This window comes from Kitasatospora sp. NPDC023118, from assembly GCF_055560875.1.
In genome coordinates this window covers 1-21,579 of the sequence record NZ_JBVHHW010000013.1, presented here as the reverse complement: position 1 = coordinate 21,579, position 21,579 = coordinate 1, and the positions used below count along the sequence as shown (strand labels likewise).

Sequence of the window (21,579 nt, the reverse complement as noted above, 5' to 3'; positions counted from 1 at the left end):
TACCGGTGCGGACTACTTGGTGGTGCAGTGGCCGCGGGCCTCGTCGAAGCCCTGGCCGGCCGCCTGGCAGTACTCCTTGACGTTGGCGTAGTGCTCCTTGGCCGTCTCGGCGAAGCGGGTCTCGGTCGGGGACATCGCGATGAAGTACAGCCACTTGCCGTCCGCCGGGTGCAGCACCGCGTTGATCGCGTCGTCGCCGGGGTTGGAGATCGGCGTCGGCGGCAGGCCCGGGTTGAGGTAGGTGTTGTACTTGTTGGACGCGTTGTCCATGTCGCTCTTGTTGAGGTCCTTGCGGCCCAGCGAGTACTGCAGCGTGGTGTCCATGCCGAGGCGGTGATGGGTCTCGGGCTCGTTGGCCAGGCGGTTCTGGATGGTCTTGGCCATCTTGGCGAAGTCCGCGGTGTTGTTGCCCTCGCGCTGCAGGATGCTCGCCTCGATGATCACCTCGTAGCCGTTCTTGAGGCCCACCGAGGCGGCCTGGCCGTCCAGGCTCGCGTACTTGTCGGTGGCGTTCTTCACCATCTGCTTGAGCAGGTCCTCGGGCTTCATGCCGTCGGCGATGTTGTAGCGGGTCGGCCAGAGGAAGCCCTCGACGTTGCCGCCCGCGTACGCCGGCAGGCCGAGCTCGTTCACCTGGGCCTTGGCGACACCCGCCGTGGTGCCCTTCTGCAGCTTCAGCTTGGTGTCGATCGCCGTGTAGATCTCGGAGGAGTTCTTGCCCTCCGGGATCACGATGGCCGCGCCGCCCGCCTGGTCGAGCAGCTCCTTGACCGCGGCGGCCGCCGACATCTCCTTCTTCATCCCGTAGAAGCCGTACTGGATGGTGCCGCACTTGGGCTCGGCGTTGCAGGCCTTGGTGAAGGCGTCGACGCTCTTGACCACGCCGGCGTTCTTGAGCACGAGACCGATCTGCCCGCCGACCGCGCCCTGCTTGACCTCGACCTGGACGGAGCCGGTGCCCTCGCCGGTGAAGTCCGGCGGCGGGCCGAAGTGGTCCTGATAGAAGCCGTAGCCCCACCAGCCGGCGCCGCCCATGGCACCGAGCAGCACCAGCGCGACCAGCAGGCAGGCGCCGCCGTTGCGGCGGCCCGCCTTCTTGCCCTTCTCCTTGCGCTTCTTCTGCGCCTCGCGCGAGTCGTCCTGCGCGCCGAGGAAGCCGTCCTCCTCGGCCTCGGCGTGCTCCTCGAGGTACCCGTCCTCCTCGTGGTGGCCGTCCTCGTGGCCGTCCCACTCCTCGACCGCGGGCTCGTGCGCCGCCCCGACCGGGTCGGCACCGGACTCCAGTGCGGCGGCCTCGGCCTCCCAGTCGATCCCGTCCGGACCGGGGCCGGAGACGGGCGCGGCCGGCTGGGCCTGCTGCGGCGCCTGCTGCTGAACGGGCGGCTGCTGGACCTGCTGCTGCGGCATGCCCTGCTGCGTCGGCATCTGCTGCTGGGCCGTCATCTGCTGGGGGTGGCCCTGCTGCATCTGCTGCATCTGCTGCATCTGCTGCATCTGCTGCTGGGGCATGCCCTGCTGCGGCATCGGCATCTGCTGCTGGGGGTAGCCCTGCTGGGGCATCTGCTGCTGGTAGCCCTCGGCCGCCATCATCTGCTGCGGCGCCATCATCTGCTGGGGGTGGCCCTGCTGCATCTGCTGCTCGTACCCCTGAGGGTATGCCTGCTGCTGCATCTGCTGCTGGTACGCCTGCGGCTGCACGTCACCGTACGGCTGCTGGACCTGCTGGCCCTGCTGCGGGTACTGCTGCTGCCACTGGCCGTCCTGCTGGCCGGGGACCGGCTGCTGGCCGCCGTACCCGGGATCACCGGGGTGCCACGGCTCGCCCTGGGGGCCGTAGCCCCGACCCAGATCGGTCATTGATCCCCTTAACCGACGGTGACGACCGGAGGATCGGACCGGCCGTCCGGGACGACGCCGTCCCGGCTGATTCTCGAACCGGCGTGCTAGCGCAGCGCCTGGGAGGAGACGTTACCGTACCGCAGCCGCGCCCCGGCCCGAACGGGACGTACCGTCAGTGAGCGACCTCACCCTCGGCGCACGGGCCCGTCACGGCGTCGCCGCGCCCGTGGCCGAGGGCGTCGCGGCGGCCGGACCGGAGGGCGTGGCGCTCGGCTTCGCCGAGGCCCGGGCGGCGTTGAACTCCGCCACGTTGCGCTGCTGCACCTCGAAGCTGTCGGTGAAGCGGGTGTCCCCCGGCTTCACGGTGACGAAGTACACCCAGTCCCCCGGCGTCGGGTCCAGGGCCGCCATGATCGCCTGCCGCCCCGGGTTGGAGATCGGCGACGGCGGCAGCCCGGGGTGCAGGTAGGTGTTGTACGGGGAGTCCAGCTTGGTGTCGGTGACGGTGGTGTTCAGGGTCGAGCGGCCGAGCGCGTAGTTGATCGTGGAGTCCAGCTGCAGCGGCATGCCCTTGGCCAGCCGGTTGTAGATGACCCGGGCCACCTTGCCCATGTCCTCGGTGTTGTCGGCCTCGCCCTGGACCATGCTGGCCACGGTGACCAGCCCGTACAGGCTCTGGCCGAGGGTCTGCGCCACGACGTCGGCGCCGTCCCGGCTGAACTCCTTGCCGGCCCGCTCGACCATCTGCTTCAGCAGGTCCAGCGCGGTGGTCCCGGCGGTGACGCTGTACGTCGCGGGGAACAGGTAGCCCTCGGGGCTGCCCTTGGCGAAGTCCGGCAGGCCCAGTTCGGCGGCCTGCTCCTGGGCGGTCTTCCGGCTGGTGCCCTCGGGCAGGTTCAGTTTCTTGTCGATCGCCGCGAAGATCTGGTAGCCGCGCCAACCCTCGGGAATGGTGAGGCCGTTGGCGTTGGCCGGGTCGATCAGGATGGCCAGTGCCGCGACCGCCGACATCTTCTGCTTCAGGGTGTACGTCCCGGGCTGGATCCGCCCGGCGGCGGCCGCGCTGCCCTTCGCCGCCCTGGTGAAGGCGAGCGAGCTGGCCACCACCCCGTTGCGGACCAGCGCGGAGGCGATCTGGGCCAGGCCCGCACCCTCCGGCACCGAGACCTGGACGCTGCCGGTGCCCTGCCCCGCGTAGTCGGCGGCGGCCGGGGGTTTGCGCTGCCCCTGGAGCCAGGTGTAGCCGGTCAGCCCGATCCCGCCGAACACCGCGATCAGCGCGAGCGCGGTGAGCCCGCAGGCCAGTTCGTTGCGCCGTCGGTGCGGATCCGGCGCATCGAAGCGCGGCCGGGGCGCGCCCGGGGGACGGCCCTCCGGCTCCAGTACCGGAGCACCCAGGTGTCCGGGCGTGAGCCCCGGGTGGAAGTCCTGGTCGGTCATGGCTCGCGCCCCCTCGGCGGTCCCGAATCGCTTCGAAGCGGTCCGAACCGATCCGAGTCACTCACATCGATCTGCATTGATCTGCATCGATCTGGACCGACCCGAAACGGACACGGAATCGAACGAAAAGGGGTCCGTGCGGACGCGTCCGCACGGACCCCTCAACGGGACGTTAGAGCAGGCCGATCAGCCGACCGCCTCGACGCTCTCACCGGGCGGGCGTCCGCTCACCCGTTCGGACTCAAGGGCGGTCTGCAGGATCACCACTGCGGCGGCCTGGTCGACCACCGAGCGGCCCTTCTTCGCCTTGACCCCCGAGGCACGCAGCCCATGGGTCGCGGCGACGGTCGACATCCGCTCGTCCACCAGCCGTACCGGCACCGGGTAGAGCCGGTTGGCCAGCCGGGCGGCGTACGCGCGGACCTTCTCCGCCGCCGGGCCCTCCTTGCCACTGAGCGAGCGCGGCAGCCCGACGACCACCTCGATCGCGTCGTACTCCTCGACGATCGCGGCGATCCGGGCCTGCGACTTCACCCCGGCCGGGACGGTCTCCACGGGCGTGGCGAGCACCCCGTCGGGGTCGCAGGACGCGACCCCGATCCGGGCGTCGCCGACGTCGACGGCGATCCGCCGCCCACGCCGGAAGGGCCTCGGCTCCTGCTCGGTCATCAGGAGGCGCGCTCCGCGACCAGGCCGCGCACCGCGGCGATGGCCTCGCCGACCGCGGCCGGGTTGGAGCCGCCGCCCTGGGCGACGTCGTCCTTGCCGCCACCGCCGCCGCCGAGGGTCTTGGCGGCGGTCCGGACCAGCTCGCCGGCCTTGATGCCGCGGCCGCGGGCGTCCTCGTTGGTGGCGATCACGGTCAGCGGACGGCCGCCCGCCACAGTGAACGCGGCGACCACGGCCGGGCGCGAGCCCAGCCGGCCGCGCACGTCCAGGACCAGCTTGCGCAGCTCGTCCGCACCGACGCCGTCGGCGACCTGGGCGGCGACCACGGCGATGCCGTGCACGTCCTCGGCCGATTCGACCAGGCCAGCCGCGGCGGCCAGCACCTTCTCGGCGCGGAAGCGCTCGATCTCCTTCTCGGCGTCCTTGAGCTTGGCGAGCATGCCCGAGATCTTCTCCGGCAGCTCCTCCGGGCGGCCCTTGACCAGCTCGGTGAGCTGGGAGACCACGGTGTGCTCACGGGCCAGGAACTTGTACGCGTCGACGCCGACCAGCGCCTCCACGCGGCGCACGCCGGAGCCGATCGAGGACTCGCCGAGCAGCTTCACCAGGCCCAGCTGGGCGGTGTTGCCGACGTGCGTGCCACCGCACAGCTCCTTGGAGAAGTCGCCGATCGTGACGACCCGGACCTCGTCGCCGTACTTCTCGCCGAACATCGCGATGGCGCCGGCCTTGCGCGCCTGGTCCATCGTCATGACCTCGGCGGTGACGTCGAGCTCCCGGCCCAGCACGTCGTTGATCTTCTGCTCGACGTCCACCAGCACGCTGCCCGGAACGGCGGCGGGCGAGCCGAAGTCGAACCGGAAGCGGCCCGGGGCGTTCTCGGAGCCGGCCTGGGCGGCCGTCGGGCCGAGCGCGTCGCGCAGCGCCTGGTGGGTCAGGTGGGTGGCCGAGTGGGCGCGGGCGATCGCCCGGCGGCGCTCGGTGTCGATGGTGGCGTACGCCGAGGCGCCGAGGACGACCTCGCCGAACAGCACGCCGCCCGAGTGCACGATGACGCCCGGGACGGGCTGCTGCACGTCGCGGATCTCCACCACCGCACCGGACTCCAGCCGGATCCGGCCGTGGTCGGCGAGCTGGCCGCCGCCCTCGGCGTAGAAGGGGGTGCGGTCGAGGATGATCTCGACCTCGTCGCCCTCGGTGGCGGCCGGCGAGGGAACGCCGTCGACCAGCAGGCCGACCACGGTGGCCTCGCCCTCGGTCAGGGTGTAGCCGGTGAAGACGCTGGCGCCGGACTTGTCGGCGACGTCGCGGTACGCGGCGACGTCGGCGTGGCCCATCTTCTTCGCCTTGGCGTCCGCCTTGGCGCGGTCCCGCTGCTCCTGCATCAGGCGGCGGAAGCCGGCCTCGTCCACCTGGAGGCCCTGCTCCTCGGCCATCTCCAGGGTGAGGTCGATCGGGAAGCCGTAGGTGTCGTGCAGCTTGAACGCCTGCTCGCCGGAGAGCACCACGCCGCCGGACTGCTTGGTCTCGGTGACCGCGACGTCCAGCAGGTTGGTGCCCGCCTTCAGGGTCTGCAGGAAGGCCGACTCCTCGCCGATGACGACCGTCTCGATGCGCTTGCGGTCGGTCTCCAGCTCGGGGTACTGCGGGGCCATCGCCTTGATCGCGACGTCGATGAGCTCCTTGGCCACCGGCTCGGTGGCGCCCAGCAGGCGCATGTTGCGGATGGCGCGGCGCAGGATGCGGCGCAGCACGTAGCCGCGGCCCTCGTTGCCGGGGGTGACGCCGTCGCCGACCAGCATCAGCGCGGTGCGGATGTGGTCGGTGACCACGCGCAGCGACACGTCCGACTTGTGGTCGGCGCCGTAGGTGTGGCCGGTCAGCTCGGCGGCGCGGTCGAGGATCATCCGGCTGGTGTCGATCTCGAAGAGGTTGTCGACGTCCTGCAGGATGGCGGCGAGGCGCTCCAGGCCGAGGCCGGTGTCGATGTTCTTGCTCGGCAGGTCGCCGAGGATCTCGAACCCGTCCTTGCCGTCGCCGTGGCCGCGCTCGTACTGCATGAAGACCAGGTTCCAGATCTCCAGGTAGCGCTCGCCGTTGACGGCCGGGCCGCCCTCCTCGCCGTACGCGGGGCCGCGGTCGTAGTTGATCTCCGAGCACGGGCCGCACGGGCCGGGGACGCCCATCGACCAGAAGTTGTCCTTCATGCCGAGGCGCTGGATCCGCTCGGCGGGCACGCCGATGACGTCACGCCAGATCTGCTCGGCCTCGTCGTCGTCCTTGTAGACGGTGATCCAGAGCTTCTCCGGCTCCAGGCCGTAGCCGCCGTCCGCGACGGGAGTGGTGAGCAGCTCCCACGCGAACTTGATGGCGCCTTCCTTGAAGTAGTCGCCGAAGGAGAAGTTGCCGCACATCTGGAAGAAGGAGCCGTGCCGGGTGGTCTTCCCGACCTCCTCGATGTCCAGGGTGCGCACGCACTTCTGGACGCTGGTGGCGCGCGAGAACTGCGGCTTGACCTCGCCCAGGAAGTAGGGCTTGAACGGCACCATGCCGGCGTTGACGAGCAGCAGGGTGGGGTCGTCGGCGACCAGGGACGCCGACGGAACGACGGTGTGGCCGCGCTCCTCGAAGAAGCGCAGCCAGCGGCGGCGGATCTCAGCCGACTCCATTAGTGGTCCTTCCGGTTCGTTCCGCCCCGCGGCAGGGCTCGGCGGGGCGTCTCTTCAATGGTCTGTGGGGTGGTGCGGCCCCCGCCGTTAGGCAGGGCGCGAGCGGGAGGCAGGGCGGCGGCCGGGCGACCGGGCGCCGCCGAGATAGCTCGGTACTGCGGCTCGCCGCGCAGCACCCGGCGGGTGCTGCGGGGCTCGACGACGGCGGTGCCGCGCAGTCCGAGGTCGTCCTTCAGCTGCTCCTCGCGCTCGGCCATGCCGGCCCGCACGTCCTGGGCGAACTGCTTGGCGAGGTCGCCCAGGTGCAGCGCACCGCGCGCGGCGGTGCCGGAGAGGCTGTCCGGGGTGAGCCGGTGGACGGCCGCGTTGGCCTTCTTCATGGCCCAGACGGTGGCGCCGGCGCCGACCGCCATCCAGAAGATGCGTGCCATGCCGTCAGCCCCTCACCGCGCGCCGGACCCTGGAGAGCAGGCCGTTCCTGGGCGCGGTCGCGGCGCGCACCTCGGCCCTGATCAGCCGGGCGAGTTCCTCGCGGTCACCGGCCTGGGTCGGCACGGCCGGCAGACTGCCCTGCTGCTTGGCGACGGCCTTGCGGACGCCGTAGCTGAAGGCCGCGACCTTCACCAGCGGTCCGCCCAGCGTGGCGGCCACGGTGGAGGACAGCGCGTTGGCGTTGGCGGCGGCGTCCTGCACGTTGGCGGTGATCTCGTCCACCCGCTCCAGCTGCTCGTTGGCGCTGCGGACCGCGGCGCCCGCCTCGGTCAGCAGCGGCACGGCCTGTTCGGTGACGGCGCAGACCAGGACGGCGGCCTCCTTCAGCACCCGCGAGAGACGGACCAGCACCACGGCGAGCAGGGTGACCAGGACCGCCCAGAACACGGCGACGAGCAATCCGGCCAGCTCTCCCACGGACACTTCTGCGCGCTCCCTCGCCTTGCTGTTCTCCAAGCCGAACCCTATCGCGCCCACACCCGGTTTCCGGACCGGGCCGTCGCCGGTGGCCTCGCCCGGGTGTGCGAACCGCGCGCGTAACCTACCGGCCGGTCACCTCGTTCTGCCAGGCGGGCCGTCGCCCGTACGGCCCGACGCACGTCCGGACCGCGACGGTCCGGGCCCGGAACGACGGGGAGCAGCGCTTGGCCGGCGACTGGACAGCACAGCCCGCGGCGTGGCCGCGCGAGCCGGAGCCCGGCCGGCTGCCGGCCGAGGTGACCGGCTTCGTCGGGCGGCAGCGGGAACTGGCCGAGCTGGCGGGCCTGCTCGCCGGCGCCCGGCTGGTGACCGTGACCGGGCCCGGCGGGGTGGGCAAGAGCCGGCTCGCGCTGCGCGCCGCGGCCCGGGCGGCCGGCGCCTTCCCGGACGGCACCTGGCTGGTGGACGTAGCCCCGGTGCAGGACCCGCTGCTGCTCGGCCACGCCGTGCTGGAGGCGTTGCGACTGACCGACGGCACCGCCCGCCCGCCGCTGGACGTGCTGGTCGAGCGGCTGGCCGGGCGCCGCCCGCTGCTGGTGCTGGACGGCTGCGAGCACCTGGTGGAGGCGTGCGCCGAGCTGACCGACGCGCTGCTGCGCGCGCTGCCCGGGCTGCGGGTGCTGGCCACCAGCCGCTCCGCTCTGCGGGCCTCGGGCGAGCACGTGCTGACCCTGGCCCCGCTGCCGGTCGACCCGCTGCCGAACAGACCGACGGGCGTGCTGCCGGACGCGGTGCGGCTGTTCGCCGACCGGGCCCGGGCGGTGCTGCCCTCCTTCGAGGTGACCGCGGCCAACGCGGAGGCGGTCGGCCTGCTCTGCCGCCGGCTGGACGGCATCCCGCTGGCCGTGGAGCTGGCCGCCGGGCGGCTGCGGGCGCTGTCGGTGGAGCAGATCACCGCCCGGTTGGACGACCGCTTCCGGCTGCTCACCGGGGGCAGCCGAACGGCGCTGCCCAGACACCAGACCATGCGCACCACGATCGGCTGGAGCCATGAGCTCTGCACGGTGCAGGAACGTTTACTCTGGGCCCGCCTGTCGATCTTCGCCGGCGGCTTCGACCTGGAGGCCGCCGAGTACGTCTGCGCCGGCGACGGCATCGAACCCGAGGACGTGCTCGACCTGCTCGACGAACTCATCGCCAAGTCCGTCGTCCTGCGCGAGGACAGCACCTTCGGCGTCCGCTTCCGCCTGCTGGACACCCTGCGCGAGTACGGCGGCCACTGGCTGCGCGCCGCCGGCGAGGAGCAGCGGCTGCTGCGCCGCCACCGGGACTGGTACCTGGGCGTCGCCACCTGGGGCGAGGTCGAGTGGTTCGGCCCCCGGCAGGCCGAGACCGCCGAACGCACCGGGCTCGCCCACACCAACCTGCGGGCCGCGCTGGAGTTCTGCCTCGCCGAGCCCGGCGAGGAGCAGATCGCCCTGCTGCTGGCCGGCACCCTGTGGTTCTACTGGGTCGGCTGCGGCCACCTCGGCGAGGGCCGGCACTGGCTGGACCGGGCGCTCACCCTGGACCGCGAACCCACCGAGGCCCGCGCCAAGGCCCTCTGGGTAACCGGTTACATGGCCACCCTGCAGGGCGACCTCGGCGCCGCCCGCCCGGCGCTGGAGGAGTGCCGCCGCCAGGCGCTGGACACCGGCGACGACCGGGCCCTCGCCTACGCCGTCCACCGCCAGGGCTGCGCCGCTCTGATCGGCGACGACCCGGAGCGCGCCGCCGAGCTGTTCGAGGAGGCGCTCTGGCACTACCGGACCATCGGCGAGCTCAACAGCAACGTCGTGATGGGCATGATCGAGCTGGGCCTCGCCTACCTGTTCCAGGGCGACCAGGACAGCGGCGCGCTCTGGTTCGGCCAGGCCCGCGAGGTGTGCGAGGAGCACGGCGAGCAGTGGGCGTACGCCTACGTGCTGTACGCGACGGCGTACTCGCACTACCTGGACGGCGCGGTCCAGCCGGCCCGCGCCATGGCCCGGGAGTGCGTGCGGCTGAACCACCTCTTCCACGACCTGCTCGGCATCGTGCTGGGGATCGACCTGCTGGCGCTGCTGGAGACCGAGCCGGCCGGCCCGGGCGAGCCCGCCGACCTGTGCGAGGCCCGGGTACTGCAGGGCGCCGCGCACCGGATCTGGCGGACGGTCGGCAACCCCTTCCTGGGCTCGCGCTCCTTCTTCGGCACCCACCAGGAGTGCGCCGAGCGGGCCCGGGCCGGGCTGACCGAGCAGGAGTACGAGGAGTGCTACCGGGCCGGCACCCGGCTGGACCTGGACGCCGCCGTCTCCCGGGCGCTCGGCGGCGGGGGCTCGGCGGACGGCCCGGAGCCGGGCCCCCACCCCTGCTCGGCGCCGCCCGCGCCGGCGCCCTCGCCGGTACGGAATAGTTGAAACTTGTCCATTGCTTGAGGAGGCAAGGAACCACCCGGAAGGAACACCATGGCCGTCCACGACGAGTACCGCCTCGCGAACTTCCACTTCGAGTCCAAGGCGTACGCCGATGCCGCCCGCATGCTCGAAGGCGTGCTGGCCGAGGAGCCGGCCAACCTCTCCGTCCGGCTGCTGCTGGCCCGCAGCTACTACCACTCCGCCCAGCTCGGCCGCGCCGAGGCCGAACTGCGCCGGATCCTCGACCTCGACCCGGCCGAGGACTACGCCCGGCTGATGCTCGGCCGCACCCTGGAGCGCCAGGGCCGCGCCGCGGAGGCCCGCCCGCACCTGCGGCTGGCCGCCGCGATGACCGGCGAGAGCATCTGACCGCACCGAGCAGCGAGCCCCCGCCGCCTCGAAAGGCGACGGGGGCTCGCTGTGGTTTCGCGAACTGCGGAACCGAGCGCGGGTCAGCGCGAGTAGTACTCGACGACCAGCTGCTCGTCACAGATCACCGGGACCTCCTTGCGCTGCGGCGCACGGTCCAGGCGGAAGGCCAGGGCCTTCAGGTTGACCTCGAGGTACTTCGGGGTCTGGCCCTCACCCGCGTAGCCACCCTCACGGGCGACCTGGAAGGGGACCTTCTCCTTGCTGCGCTCGCGGACGGTGACCACGTAGCCCGGCTTCATCTGGAACGACGGCTTGTTGACCTTGCCACCGTTGACCTCGATGTGGCCGTGGACGACCATCTGGCGGGCCTGGTAGATGGTGCGGGCGATGCCCGAACGCAGCACCAGCGAGTCCAGACGGGTCTCCAGCTCGGCGACGAGCGCCTCACCGGTCTTGCCCTCGGCCTTCTTCGCGCGGTCGAACGCGCGCGACAGCTGCTTCTCGCTCAGGTCGTACTGGGCGCGAAGACGCTGCTTCTCGAGCAGACGGACCTTGTAGTCCGAGTTCTGCTTGCGGCCACGGCCGTGCTGGCCGGGCGGGTACGGGCGGGCCTCGAAGTACTTGACGGACTTCGGGGTCAGCGGCACGCCGAGCGCACGCGCGATCTTGACCTTGGGACGCTTCTGGTTCGCCATGAACCAAACCTTCCTTGCTTACGAATACGGCTTTCACCAGGTGTTGACGGAGGTCGCATGTCGCGACCCGGAGAAAACCCACCGCCTGCGCGAGGGTCAGCCGCTCTCCGGAGCCGGGCACGAAAGTGCTGGTCACACGAAGGGCCCGGAAGCCGGGCCGTCCGCGACACCGAAACGGTGCGCGACGCTCCTGGTGCGGGCCTCCTGACGGAGGCCTACGGCCGGTGCCCCGCTGGTGCGGCCGGTCGGTGGGGTCTCCCCCGCCGCCGTCCCGGGACACGGCACTCCGACGTAGTATACCGGCGGATCAGTCGCCCATTCCCCCGGGCTGCCGATCGGGCTTCTTCTCAGTCTTGTCGGCCTTGTCGGCCTTGTCGACCTTGTCGGCCTGCTCCACCTTCTCCGCCTTCTTCTCCACCCTGCGCTCCCCCCGCAGCCGCCCGCGCGTCCACTCCACGGTGTCCGCGTACCGGACCTCGCCGCCGCGCCGGTTCGGCCGGTAGTACTCCCTGCCGTGCACCGCGTCCGGCGCGTACTGCTGGGCCGCGATGCCCTCCGGCAGGTCGTGCGGGTACTGGTAGCCCTTGCCGTGGCCGAGCTTGCCCGCACCGCCGTAGTGGGCGTCGCGCAGGTGCGGCGGCACCGCGCCCGCCAGGCCCTGCCGGACGTCCGCCAGCGCCGCGTCGATCGCCAGGTAGGCCGAGTTGGACTTCGGCGCCAGCGCCAGCGCGATCGCCGCCTGGGACAGGATGATCCGGGCCTCCGGGAAGCCGATCAGCGCCACCGCCTGGGCCGCCGCCACCGCCGTCTGCAGCGCCGTCGGGTCCGCCAGGCCGACGTCCTCGCTGGCCGAGATCATCAGCCGCCGGGCGATGAACCGCGGGTCCTCCCCCGCCTCGATCATCCGGGCCAGGTAGTGCAGGGTGGCGTCCACGTCGCTGCCGCGGATCGACTTGATCAGCGCGCTGGCCACGTCGTAGTGCTGGTCGCCGTCCTTGTCGTAGCGCACCGCCGCCTGGTTGACGGCGGTCTCGGTGGTGGCCAGCGTGATGCTCGCCTCGCCCTTCTCCAGCGCCGCCCCGGCCGCCGCCTCCAGCGTGGTGAGCGCCCGCCGGGCGTCCCCGCCGGCCAGCCGCACCAGGTGGTCCTCGGCCTCCGCGGTCAATTCCAGGGCGCCCTCCAGGCCGCGCTCGTCGGCCACCGCGCGGCGCAGCAGCGCCCGGATGTCCTCGTCGGTCAGCGACTCCAGGGTGAGCAGCAGCGAGCGGGACAGCAGCGGGGAGATCACCGAGAAGTACGGGTTCTCGGTGGTCGCCGCGATCAGGGTGACCCAGCGGTTCTCCACGGCCGGCAGCAGCGAGTCCTGCTGGGCCTTGGAGAAGCGGTGGATCTCGTCCAGGAAGAGCACCGTCTCCCGGCCGGACATGCCGACCGCCCGCCGGGCACCGTCGATCACCGCCCGGACCTCCTTGACCCCGGCGGTGATCGCGGACAGCTCGACGAAGCGGCCCTCCACGGCCTGGCTGATCACATGGGCGAGGGTGGTCTTGCCGGTGCCGGGCGGCCCCCAGAGGATCACCGAGCTGGTGGCCGCCGGCCCGCGCGAGTTCGCGACCAGCCGCCGCAGCGGGGACCCGGGCTTCAGCAGCTGCCGCTGCCCGGCCACCTCGTCCAGGGTGCGCGGGCGCATGCGTACGGCCAGCGACGCCCGCCCGGGCTCCTTGCTCTGGCGTTCCTCGGCGGCGGCGGTGAAGAGGTCCGGTTCGTCCACACCGGAAGCCTAGTTGAGGCCGCCGACACCAGGGCCTGTCTCCCGGGTCCTCGCCGGGTCCGCCAAAGCTGCCGGAGACAGGCCCTCTATCCCTGCGGGGTACGGCGGTCCAGCAGGACCACCTCGAACTCCTCCACCGACCGCACGGTGGCGCCCAGCGCGCCCACCACCTTCGCCCGGACGTCGGCCTGCGGCCCCCGCGAGGCCGCGAAGCTCGGCTGGTCCACGTAGATCGAGCCCACGGACAGACGGCCGGTCGCGCGGTCGGCCAGCATCGTGCCGGTCACGAATCCGGGCGACTTCTCCAGCACCGGCAGCACCTCGTCCCGGAAGATCCGGGCAGCCTCGTCCACCTTGGCCGGGTCGACGTCGGTCCGGGTCAGCCGGAACCCGGCGCCCGGTCCGGCCACACCGGGCGGGGCCGTCGCCACGGCCTCCCAGACGTCGCTGGTCGCGGTGCCGGCCAGCGGCGCCAGCAGGTCGCGGCAGCGCTCACCCAGCGCCGCGTCACTGTCGCGCTCGGCCTGGGCGGACTCCCACCACAAGCCCATGACGATCTTGCCGAGGCCCCGGTCGGCGAACAGCCCGTAGCCGCGGTAGCCGGGCTGCCCGGAGAGCAGGTCGATCGCCTCGGTGCTGAGCCCATCGAGGGTCTGGCCGATCCGGTCCGGGTTGCCGGTGGCGTAGACCGTACGAACGAACATGAGCGCGCCTCCAGTGGAGTCCGGGCGCCACGCGGGGCCGTTCTCGGTAGCAGCGCCCGGCGGGCCCCGTCTACTCCAGTCTGGCAGCGTGGTCCGGAACGTACTTCTGCAGATCGCGCGGGGGCCGCTGGTAGCCGCGCGGGGCCGGGCGGGGCGGCAGCTCGATCCTGGGCGGGGTGATCTCGCGGTACGGCACGGTGGAGAGCAGATGGGCGATCATGTTGATCCGGGCCCGGCGCTTGTCGTCGCTCTCCACCACGTGCCAGGGCGAGTCCGGGGTGTCGGTGTGCAGGAACATCTCGTCCTTGGCGCGCGAGTAGTCCTCCCAGTGCTTGATGGACTCGACGTCCATCGGGGAGAGCTTCCAGCGCTTCATCGGGTCCTCCAGCCGGTCCCGGAACCGCCGCTCCTGCTCCGCGTCGCTCACCGAGAACCAGTACTTGCGCAGCAGGATGCCCGCCTCGATCAGCATCTGCTCGACGATCGGGCACTGGTGCAGGAACTGCCGGTACTCCTCGTCGGTGCAGAAGCCCATCACCCGCTCGACCCCGGCCCGGTTGTACCAGCTGCGGTCGAACAGCACGATCTCCCCGGCCGCCGGCAGGTGTTCGACGTACCGCTGGAAGTACCACTGGGTCTTCTGCCGCTCGGTCGGAGTGGGAAGCGCCGCGACCCTGGCGATGCGCGGGTTCAGGTACTCCGTCACCCGCTTGATCGCGCCGCCCTTGCCGGCCGCGTCCCGCCCCTCGAAGACCACCACCAAGCGGGCCCCCTCGACCCGCACCCACTCCTGGAGCTTCACCAGCTCCTGCTGCAGCCGCAGCAGCTCCCGCTCGTACGGCTTCCTCGCCAGTCGCTCCGGCTTCGCGGTCCGCTGCTCGGTGGTCACCCTCGGGTCCTCCGTCCGACTGCTGCCGATGACCCTTCACCGTAGGCGCACAACGGTGACCTCGCAGGTCGGCGCGGAGCGAAAAGGGCGGTCAGACCCCGACGAAGGGCTCCGGATAGCGACAGAGCCCGCGCGGACCGCCGTCGTACGCCGCCAGCGGCAGCACCTGGAAGTACGCGTCCGGCACCTCGAACGGGCCGGTGACCTCGTGCCGCCCGGCCGGGGTGAAGCCGAACCTGCCGTAGTACTCCGGATCGCCGAGGACGACCACCAGCTTCTCCCCCGCCTCCTCGGCCGCCGACAGCGCGGCCCGGACGACGAGTTCGCCGATGCCCTTGCGCTGCCACTCCGGCGCGACCGCGACCGGCGCGAGCGCCAGCGCGTCACCGCCGCCGCCACCGCCGTCGCCGACCGGCAGCCGGGTCAGCAGGGCGTGTCCGATCACCAGCCCGGACTCGTCCACGGCGACCACCGACAGCCCGGGCAGCCAGGCCGGATCGCGGCGCAGCGCGTCCACCAGGTCCGCTTCGTCCGGGCCGGGGAACGCGGCCATGTGGACCCGTCTGGTCGCCGGGGCGTCCTGCGGGCTTTCGACCCTCGTAGTGACCTGAGTGACCTGCATGAGTCAACCCTCCCTGTGTCACACGTCGTTGTGGACCGGCCCCGGACGGTGGGCGGACCGTCCGGGGCCGTTGAAGGTTAGCGGATGACGCGGCGTCAGCCCTTGGGCTGCGCCTCCGGCTTGGCGTCCTCACGGACCTTCGGCTGGGCGTCGACGCCGGCCTCGCGGCGCTGCGCCGGGGTGATCGGGGTCGGGGCGCCGGTCAGCGGGTCACCACCGGTGGACGTCTTCGGGAAGGCGATGACGTCGCGGATGGTGTCGTACCCGCCCAGCAGGGTGACGATCCGGTCGAGGCCGAAGGCGACACCACCGTGCGGCGGCGGGCCGTAGTTGAAGGCGTCCAGCAGGAAGCCGAACTGCGAGGCCGCCTCCTCCTCGGAGAGGCCGATCGCGTCGAACGCCCGCTTCTGGACCTCGCGCTGGTGGATACGGATCGAACCGCCGCCCAGCTCCGAGCCGTTGAGGACCAGGTCGTAGGCGTTGGACAGGGCCGAGCCCGGGTCGGTGTCGAAGGTGGCCAGCGACTCCGCGGTCGGGGCGGTGAACGGGTGGTGCACCGCGTGCCAGCCCTGGAACGCGCCCTTGTCGTCCTCGATCGGCTCGAACATCGGGAAGTCGACGACCCAGAGGAAGGCCCACTCGGACTCGTCGATCAGCTCGCAGCGGCGGCCGATCTCCAGACGGGCGGCGCCCAGCAGCTCCTGCGAGGCGCGCTCCTTGCCGGCGGCGAAGAAGACCGCGTCGCCGTTCTTGGCGCCGACCGCGGCGGCGAGGCCGGCCAGGTGCTCCTCGGAGAGGTTCTTGGCGACCGGGCCGCGCAGCTCGCCGGTCTCGGCGTCGATCAGCACGTAGGCGAGGCCCTTGGCACCGCGTGCCTTGGCCCAGTCCTGCCAGGCGTCCAGCTGCTTGCGCGGCTGCGAGGCGCCGCCCGGCATGACCACGGCGCCGACGTACGGGGCCTGGAAGACGCGGAACTCGGTGCCCTTGAAGTACTCGGTGAGGTCGGTGAGTTCCTGGCCGAAGCGGACGTCCGGCTTGTCGGAGCCGTAGCGGCCCATGGCGTCCGCGTAGGTCATCCGCGGCAGCGGGTTGGGGATCTCGTAGCCGTGCACCTCGCGCCAGACGGCGCCGATGATCTTCTCGCCGAGGGCCAGGATGTCCTCCTGGTCGACGAACGAGGCCTCGATGTCCAGCTGGGTGAACTCCGGCTGGCGGTCGGCGCGGAAGTCCTCGTCGCGGAAGCAGCGGGCGATCTGGTAGTAGCGCTCCATGCCGGCCACCATCAGCAGCTGCTTGAACAGCTGGGGCGACTGCGGCAGCGCGTACCAGTGGCCGGGCTGCAGGCGGACCGGGACGAGGAAGTCGCGGGCGCCCTCGGGGGTGGAGCGGGTGAGGTACGGCGTCTCGATGTCGAGGAAGTCGTTCTCCTCCATCACCCGGCGGATGATGTTGTTGACCTTGGAACGCAGCCGCAGCCCCTTGGCCGGGCCCTCGCGGCGCAGGTCCAGGTAGCGGTAGCGCAGCCGGACCTCCTCGTTGACCGTGCCGGGCTCGTACTCGGCGACCGGGAACGGCAGCGGGGCGGCCTCGGAGAGCACCTCGATCCCGCTGACGACGACCTCGACGGCGCCGGTCGGGATGTCGGGGTTCTCGTTGCCCTCGGGGCGGACCCGGACGTCGCCGACGACCTTGACGCAGTACTCGGCGCGAAGGCCGTGCACCGAGTCCAGGTCGCGGACCACGATCTGCACGGTGCCGGAGGCGTCGCGCAGGTCGATGAAGGCCACGCCGCCGTGGTCGCGGCGGCGGGCGACCCAGCCGGCCAGGGTGACGGTGGTGCCTGCGTGCTCCGGGCGGAGCGTGCCCGCGTCGTGCGTGCGGATCACAGCTGCTTCTCCTTCAGGGTGGTGACGAGTGCGTCGAGGGCGACGGGGGTCTGCTCGCCGGTACTCATGTCCTTGAGCTGGACGACGCCCTCGGCGAGGTCCCGGTCACCGGCGATCAGGGCGAAGCGGGCGCCGGACCGGTCGGCGGACTTCATGGCGTTCTTGATGGTCTTGACGCCGAAGGCGAGGTCGGTGGCGACGCCGGCCCGGCGCAGCTCGACCACCTTGGCGAACAGGACGTTCTTGGCCTCCTCGCCGAGCGCGACGGCGTAGACCGAGGTGGCGGCCGGCAGGTCGAGGACGACGCCCTCCGCCTCCAGCGCCAGGTAGGTGCGGTCCACGCCGAGGGCCCAGCCGACGGACGGCAGCGTCGGGCCGCCGATCATCTCGGACAGGCCGTCGTAGCGGCCGCCGCCGCCGATCGCGGACTGGGCGCCGAGGCCGTTGTGCACGAACTCGAAGGTGGTGCGGGTGTAGTAGTCCAGGCCGCGGACCAGCTTCGGGTCGTCGACGAAGGCCACGCCGTTGGCGGTGAGCAGCTCGCGGACCTTCTCGTCGTACGCCTTGCAGTCCTCGCACAGGAAGTCGCGCAGCATCGGGGCGCCGACCAGCTGCTCCTGCACCGACTCGCGCTTGTCGTCCAGGACGCGCAGCGGGTTGATCTCGGCGCGGCGGCGGGTCTCCTCGTCGAGGTCCAGGCCGGACAGGAACTCGATCAGGGCGGTGCGGTAGACCGGGCGGCACTGCTTGTCGCCGAGGCTGTTGAGCAGCAGCGAGTAGTTGCTCAGGCCCAGCGAGCGGAAGGCGTCGTCGGCCAGGATGATCAGCTCGGCGTCCAGCGCCGGGTCCTCGGCGCCGATCGCCTCGGCGCCGACCTGGGAGAACTGGCGGTAGCGGCCGGCCTGCGGGCGCTCGTAGCGGTAGTACGAGCCGGAGTACCAGAGCTTGACCGGCAGGTTGCCCGCCTTGTGCAGGTTGGCCTGGAGCGCGGCGCGCAGCACCGAGGCGGTGCCCTCGGGGCGCAGCGCGAGGTCCTCCTTGCCGCGCTTGGTGAGGGAGAACATCTCCTTGGTGACGATGTCGGTGGACTCGCCGACACCGCGCGAGAACAGCTTCACGTCCTCGAAGACCGGGGTCTCGATGTAGCCGTAACCGGCCCGGCGGGCGGGCGCGGCGATGCGCTCGCGGATCGCCAGGAAGGTCGCGGAGCTGGGGGGCAGCAGGTCGTAGGTGCCCTTGGGGGCGGTGAAGGTGCTCAACTTCTCTTCCGTCACATTCCTCGTCGCGGGAAAGCCGGGGCGCCGGCCGCCCCCGCTGCCTGTCGGAGGTAGGGGTTGGTGGCGCGCTCGCGGCCGATGGTGGTCTGACCGCCGTGGCCGGAGAGGACCACGGTGGAATCGTCGAGGGGCAGGCACACCCGGGCCAGCGAGCTCATGATCGCCTCGCTGTCCCCGCCCGGGAGGTCGGTACGCCCGATGGAGCCGGCGAACAGCAGGTCGCCCGAGAACAGCACCGGGGGGAGGTCCTCGGCACCGGGCGTCCGGAAGGTCACCGACCCCCCGGTATGGCCCGGGGCGTGGTCCACGGTGAGCTTCAGGCCGGCCAGCTCCAGCACGCTGCCGTCGGTGAGCTCGCGCACGTCGTCGGGCTCGCCGACGGTGAGCTCGCCCATCAGCTGGGTGCCCAGGGAGCGGCCGAGTGCCTTCTCCGGGTCGGACATCATGTACCGGTCCTCGGGGTGGATCCAGGCCGGGACGCCGCGGGCGCCGCAGACCGGGACCACCGAGGCGACGTGGTCGAGGTGGCCATGGGTGAGCAGCACGGCGACGGGCTTCAGCCGGTGCTCGCGGACGAGCTCCTCGACGCCGCGGGCGGCCTGGTGGCCGGGGTCGACGATGACGCACTCCTCGCCCGCCGCCGGCGCGACCAGGTAGCAGTTGGTGCCCCAGGCTCCAGCGGGGAATCCGGCGATGAACACGCGCGTCCTTCGGGTGTGCGGCGACAAGCTGCGATGGCTACCAGTAGTGATGTGTAAGGGCAGCCTACCGGCGGGCCGGGTCCGGTTGCGAACCAGATGGCAGTGGCGGGCCGGGCCGTCGGGGCGGTTCACCGCGTTCTTACGGGCCCGGTCCCTACACTTGGCCGCCGATGGATGCGATGATCCGCTACGGAATCCATCCACTCTTTCCGCACATCCTCAGGAGACACGGCCGGTGGTCAGCAGCGAACAGCGGCGGCGGCAGCTCGCCCGCGAGAAATTCGAGCGCCAGGAGAAGCGCCGCGCCGAGGCGGCGGCCGCCCGCAAGCGCCGCAACACGATCATGGGCACCTCGCTCGCCGTCGTGGTGCTGGCGGGCGGCGGCACGCTGTTCGCCACCGGCGCGTTCGACTCGGACAAGGACAAGACGGCTTCGGCCGCCTCCTCCCCCCAGGCCGCCCCCACCAAGCCGGCCACCCCGACCCGCAAGCCGGTCGAGGGCTGCGCCGACCCGGCGCCGGGCGCGCCCAACGGCAAGCAGTTCAAGACCGAGCCGGCCATGACGATCGACCCGAGCGGCTCGTACACCATGGCGCTGGACACCAACTGCGGCAAGGTGACGGTCGCGCTGGACGCGGCCAAGGCCCCGCACACCGTGAACTCCTTCGCCTTCCTGGCCGGTGAGCAGTTCTTCGACCACACCAAGTGCCACCGTCTCACCACCGACGGCATCTTCGTGCTCCAGTGCGGAGACCCGACCGCCAGCGCGACCGTCCCGGGCGGCATGGGCGGCCCCGGCTACAAGTTCAAGGACGAGAACCTGACCGGCGCCGCCTACCCGGCGGGCACCGTGGCGATGGCCAACTCCGGCCCGGACACCAACGGCAGCCAGTTCTTCCTGGTCTACAAGGACACCCAGCTGCCCCCGAATTACATCCCCTTCGGCAAGATCACCGGCGGCCTGGACGTGGTTCAGAAGATCGCCGCCGCGGGCACCCTGGAGGGCGCCTCGGACGGCCACCCGATGGCCGACGTCACCTTCAACTCGGTTACCGTGTCGAAGGGTTGACAGGCCCCGAGGCCGTCGGCGGCGGGCGCCCGGGGCGCCCCCCGCCGGGCCCCGGAGCGAAATCGCCCGGCCCGGATGCGGACAGCACCGGGCCTGGTCGCCTATGTTGGCGTTGTATAGGGTGCCCGGACCCGCCTAGCCGTCACCCGCGGCAGCAAGGCACGGCGGACGGGGACGGCGGACTCATCGGTCCGCCGCACATCAACTGTGGACGACGGACGCGCGCCGCCCCGGCGCGGGCGCGACGTCATGTGGAGGACGCGCTATGAGCAGCGACCCGTGGGGCCGTGTGGACGAGCAGGGCACGGTGTACGTCAGGACGGCCGACGGCGAACGCGTCGTCGGTTCCTGGCAGGCCGGCTCGCCCGAGGAGGCCCTCGCCTACTTCGAGCGCAAGTACCAGGGCATCGAGGTGGAGATCGGCCTGCTGGAGAAGCGGGTGCGCACCACCGACCTGGCCGCCAAGGACGCCCAGACCGCGCTGGAGCACCTCCGCGCGCAGGTGACCGAGGGGCACGCGGTGGGTGACCTGGACGCGCTGGCCAAGCGGCTGGACACGCTCGCCGGTGAGATCGAGAGCCGGCGGGAGGAGCGCAAGGCCGCCCGCGCCAAGGCCCAGGACGAGACCCGCTCCGCCAAGGAGGCCCTGGTCGCCGAGGCCGAGCAGCTCGCCGAGTCCACCCAGTGGCGGGAGGCCGGGGACCGGCTGCGCGCCCTGGTGGAGACCTGGAAGGGCCTGCCGCGGCTGGACCGCAAGAGCGACGACGAGCTGTGGCACCGCTTCTCGCACGCCCGCTCGGTCTTCTCCAAGCACCGCAAGGCGCACTTCGCCACCCTGGACGCCGAGCGCGACCACGCCCGGCAGACCAAGGAGGCGCTGGTCGCCGAGGCCGAGGCGCTGTCCTCGTCCACCGACTGGGGCAGCACCGCGGCCGCCTACCGCGACCTGATGGCGCGCTGGAAGGCCGCCGGCCGGGCGCAGCGGGACGTCGAGGACGAGCTGTGGGCGCGGTTCCGCGGCGCGCAGGACGTCTTCTTCCAGGCCCGTTCCGCGGTGTTCAGCGAGCGGGACGCCGAGCAGGTGGGCAACCAGAAGCTCAAGGAGGCGCTGGCCGCCGAGGCCGAGGCGATCCTGCCGATCACCGACCTGAAGGCCGCCAAGGCCGCGCTGCGCGACGTCAACGAGCGCTGGGAGGCGATCGGACACGTGCCGCGCGACGTCCGTCCGAAGCTGGACGGCCGGCTGAACGCGGTCGAGCGGGCGATCCGCGAGGCCGAGGACGCCGAGTGGAAGCGCTCCAACCCGGAGGCCAAGGCCCGCGCGGCCGGCATGGTGGGCCTGTTCCAGGCGAAGGCCGACAAGCTGCAGGCCGACCTGGACAAGGCCCGCGCGGCCGGCAACGCCTCCAGGGCCGCCAAGCTGGAGTCCGAGCTGGCGGGCGTGCAGACCCTGCTGGAGCAGGCACACAAGAGCCAGGAGGAGTTCAGCGGCTGATCCCGGCCGGCTGAACGGCGAAGGCCCCCCGACCCGCTCCTTGGGTTCTAACGGTCCCCGCAACACCCGCGATCTGTGGGAGTTGCGAGGACCGTGGGCGTTAGGCGTAGTGATCTTGCTGGATTGCGGGAGCG

The 21,579-nt window shown here is 71.9% G+C and carries 19 protein-coding genes; 5 read left to right on the top strand and 14 right to left on the bottom strand.

The annotated features are described in order from the left end of the window. Positions 1-12: 12 nt before the first annotated feature. The gene (gene mltG, locus ACZ3UD_RS18345) at positions 13-1,632 is read right to left on the bottom strand and encodes an endolytic transglycosylase MltG (RefSeq protein ID WP_465588147.1); all 1,620 of its coding nucleotides are present in this window, start codon (positions 1,630-1,632) and stop codon (positions 13-15) included. Between mltG (ACZ3UD_RS18345) and ACZ3UD_RS18340 the strand changes: the two genes are divergently transcribed. Then, positions 1,618-1,860, top strand: coding sequence for a hypothetical protein (locus ACZ3UD_RS18340; RefSeq protein WP_465588144.1), 243 nt, complete (start codon positions 1,618-1,620; stop codon positions 1,858-1,860). The two genes, mltG (ACZ3UD_RS18345) and ACZ3UD_RS18340, sit on opposite strands and share 15 nt — an antisense overlap. 186 nt (positions 1,861-2,046) lie before the next feature. On the opposite strand, the gene mltG (ACZ3UD_RS18335) is transcribed toward ACZ3UD_RS18340, so the two are convergent. The 5 genes from mltG (ACZ3UD_RS18335) to ACZ3UD_RS18315 form a co-directional block, all read right to left on the bottom strand. Next, positions 2,047-3,279 (bottom strand): endolytic transglycosylase MltG, encoded by a 1,233-nt coding sequence (gene mltG, locus ACZ3UD_RS18335; protein WP_465588142.1) that lies wholly within the window; start codon positions 3,277-3,279, stop codon positions 2,047-2,049. A 186-nt stretch (positions 3,280-3,465) separates the two neighbouring features. Then, on the bottom strand, positions 3,466-3,948 hold the full coding sequence (ruvX, locus tag ACZ3UD_RS18330) for a Holliday junction resolvase RuvX (RefSeq protein WP_465588139.1): 483 nt from the start codon (positions 3,946-3,948) through the stop codon (positions 3,466-3,468). Continuing rightward, a complete protein-coding gene (gene alaS, locus ACZ3UD_RS18325; RefSeq protein WP_465588136.1) occupies positions 3,948-6,617 on the bottom strand; it encodes an alanine--tRNA ligase in 2,670 nt (889 codons plus the stop codon). The genes ruvX and alaS overlap by 1 nt, the downstream gene beginning before the upstream one ends. Beyond that, complete coding sequence (locus tag ACZ3UD_RS18320; RefSeq protein ID WP_465588133.1) at positions 6,617-7,048, bottom strand: DUF6167 family protein; 432 nt, start codon at positions 7,046-7,048, stop codon at positions 6,617-6,619. Before ACZ3UD_RS18320 ends, alaS begins: the two co-directional genes overlap by 1 nt. A 4-nt stretch (positions 7,049-7,052) precedes the next feature. Then, entirely contained in the window at positions 7,053-7,532 is a 480-nt protein-coding gene (locus ACZ3UD_RS18315) for a DUF948 domain-containing protein (RefSeq protein ID WP_465588130.1), read from the bottom strand. Between the two features lie 221 nt (positions 7,533-7,753). Between ACZ3UD_RS18315 and ACZ3UD_RS18310 the strand changes: the two genes are divergently transcribed. Further along, positions 7,754-9,967 carry an ATP-binding protein gene (locus tag ACZ3UD_RS18310; RefSeq protein WP_465588127.1) on the top strand — a complete coding sequence of 738 codons (2,214 nt, stop codon included), beginning with the start codon at positions 7,754-7,756 and terminating at the stop codon, positions 9,965-9,967. Between the two features lie 48 nt (positions 9,968-10,015). Next, the gene (locus tag ACZ3UD_RS18305; protein WP_465588124.1) at positions 10,016-10,333 is read left to right on the top strand and encodes a tetratricopeptide repeat protein; all 318 of its coding nucleotides are present in this window, start codon (positions 10,016-10,018) and stop codon (positions 10,331-10,333) included. A gap of 83 nt (positions 10,334-10,416) precedes the next feature. Here the strand turns inward: ACZ3UD_RS18305 and rpsD are convergent, their stop codons facing one another. The 8 genes from rpsD to ACZ3UD_RS18265 form a co-directional block, all read right to left on the bottom strand. Continuing rightward, positions 10,417-11,031 carry a 30S ribosomal protein S4 gene (rpsD, locus tag ACZ3UD_RS18300; RefSeq protein WP_270148363.1) on the bottom strand — a complete coding sequence of 205 codons (615 nt, stop codon included), beginning with the start codon at positions 11,029-11,031 and terminating at the stop codon, positions 10,417-10,419. Positions 11,032-11,338: 307 nt separating this feature from the next. Then, positions 11,339-12,802, bottom strand: coding sequence for a replication-associated recombination protein A (locus ACZ3UD_RS18295; RefSeq protein WP_465588120.1), 1,464 nt, complete (start codon positions 12,800-12,802; stop codon positions 11,339-11,341). Positions 12,803-12,888: 86 nt separating this feature from the next. Beyond that, positions 12,889-13,506 (bottom strand): hypothetical protein, encoded by a 618-nt coding sequence (locus ACZ3UD_RS18290; RefSeq protein WP_465588118.1) that lies wholly within the window; start codon positions 13,504-13,506, stop codon positions 12,889-12,891. Between the two features lie 70 nt (positions 13,507-13,576). Further along, positions 13,577-14,395 (bottom strand): polyphosphate kinase 2, encoded by an 819-nt coding sequence (ppk2, locus tag ACZ3UD_RS18285; RefSeq protein WP_465588115.1) that lies wholly within the window; start codon positions 14,393-14,395, stop codon positions 13,577-13,579. 91 nt (positions 14,396-14,486) lie between these two features. Beyond that, positions 14,487-15,017, bottom strand: a complete 531-nt coding sequence (locus ACZ3UD_RS18280) for a GNAT family N-acetyltransferase (RefSeq protein ID WP_465588113.1) — start codon at positions 15,015-15,017, stop codon at positions 14,487-14,489. Between the two features lie 95 nt (positions 15,018-15,112). After that, positions 15,113-16,903 carry an aspartate--tRNA ligase gene (aspS, locus tag ACZ3UD_RS18275; protein WP_465588110.1) on the bottom strand — a complete coding sequence of 597 codons (1,791 nt, stop codon included), beginning with the start codon at positions 16,901-16,903 and terminating at the stop codon, positions 15,113-15,115. Then, on the bottom strand, positions 16,900-18,162 hold the full coding sequence (gene hisS, locus ACZ3UD_RS18270) for a histidine--tRNA ligase (RefSeq protein ID WP_465588108.1): 1,263 nt from the start codon (positions 18,160-18,162) through the stop codon (positions 16,900-16,902). Before hisS ends, aspS begins: the two co-directional genes overlap by 4 nt. 11 nt (positions 18,163-18,173) lie before the next feature. Beyond that, positions 18,174-18,881 carry an MBL fold metallo-hydrolase gene (locus tag ACZ3UD_RS18265; RefSeq protein WP_465588106.1) on the bottom strand — a complete coding sequence of 236 codons (708 nt, stop codon included), beginning with the start codon at positions 18,879-18,881 and terminating at the stop codon, positions 18,174-18,176. A 235-nt stretch (positions 18,882-19,116) separates the two neighbouring features. On the opposite strand from ACZ3UD_RS18265, the gene ACZ3UD_RS18260 reads away from it, so the two are divergent. Beyond that, positions 19,117-19,950: a peptidylprolyl isomerase gene (locus tag ACZ3UD_RS18260; protein WP_465588103.1), complete on the top strand. Its 834-nt coding sequence runs from the start codon at positions 19,117-19,119 to the stop codon at positions 19,948-19,950. A gap of 265 nt (positions 19,951-20,215) precedes the next feature. Continuing rightward, entirely contained in the window at positions 20,216-21,445 is a 1,230-nt protein-coding gene (locus ACZ3UD_RS18255; RefSeq protein WP_465588100.1) for a DUF349 domain-containing protein, read from the top strand. Positions 21,446-21,579 lie beyond the last annotated feature (134 nt).

Bases quoted from the DNA above. Each gene is read 5' to 3' on its own strand.
- alaS (WP_465588136.1), bottom strand. From the start codon at position 6,617: ATGGAGTCGGCTGAGATCCGCCGCCGCTGGCTGCGCTTCTTCGAGGAG.
- mltG (WP_465588142.1), bottom strand. From the start codon at position 3,279: ATGACCGACCAGGACTTCCACCCGGGGCTCACGCCCGGACACCTGGGT.
- ACZ3UD_RS18305 (WP_465588124.1), top strand. From the start codon at position 10,016: ATGGCCGTCCACGACGAGTACCGCCTCGCGAACTTCCACTTCGAGTCC.
- ACZ3UD_RS18320 (WP_465588133.1), bottom strand. From the start codon at position 7,048: ATGGCACGCATCTTCTGGATGGCGGTCGGCGCCGGCGCCACCGTCTGG.
- ACZ3UD_RS18280 (WP_465588113.1), bottom strand. From the start codon at position 15,017: ATGCAGGTCACTCAGGTCACTACGAGGGTCGAAAGCCCGCAGGACGCC.
- mltG (WP_465588147.1), bottom strand. From the start codon at position 1,632: ATGCAGCAGGGCCACCCCCAGCAGATGATGGCGCCGCAGCAGATGATG.
- ruvX (WP_465588139.1), bottom strand. From the start codon at position 3,948: ATGACCGAGCAGGAGCCGAGGCCCTTCCGGCGTGGGCGGCGGATCGCC.
- rpsD (WP_270148363.1), bottom strand. From the start codon at position 11,031: ATGGCGAACCAGAAGCGTCCCAAGGTCAAGATCGCGCGTGCGCTCGGC.
- ACZ3UD_RS18290 (WP_465588118.1), bottom strand. From the start codon at position 13,506: ATGTTCGTTCGTACGGTCTACGCCACCGGCAACCCGGACCGGATCGGC.
- ACZ3UD_RS18255 (WP_465588100.1), top strand. From the start codon at position 20,216: ATGAGCAGCGACCCGTGGGGCCGTGTGGACGAGCAGGGCACGGTGTAC.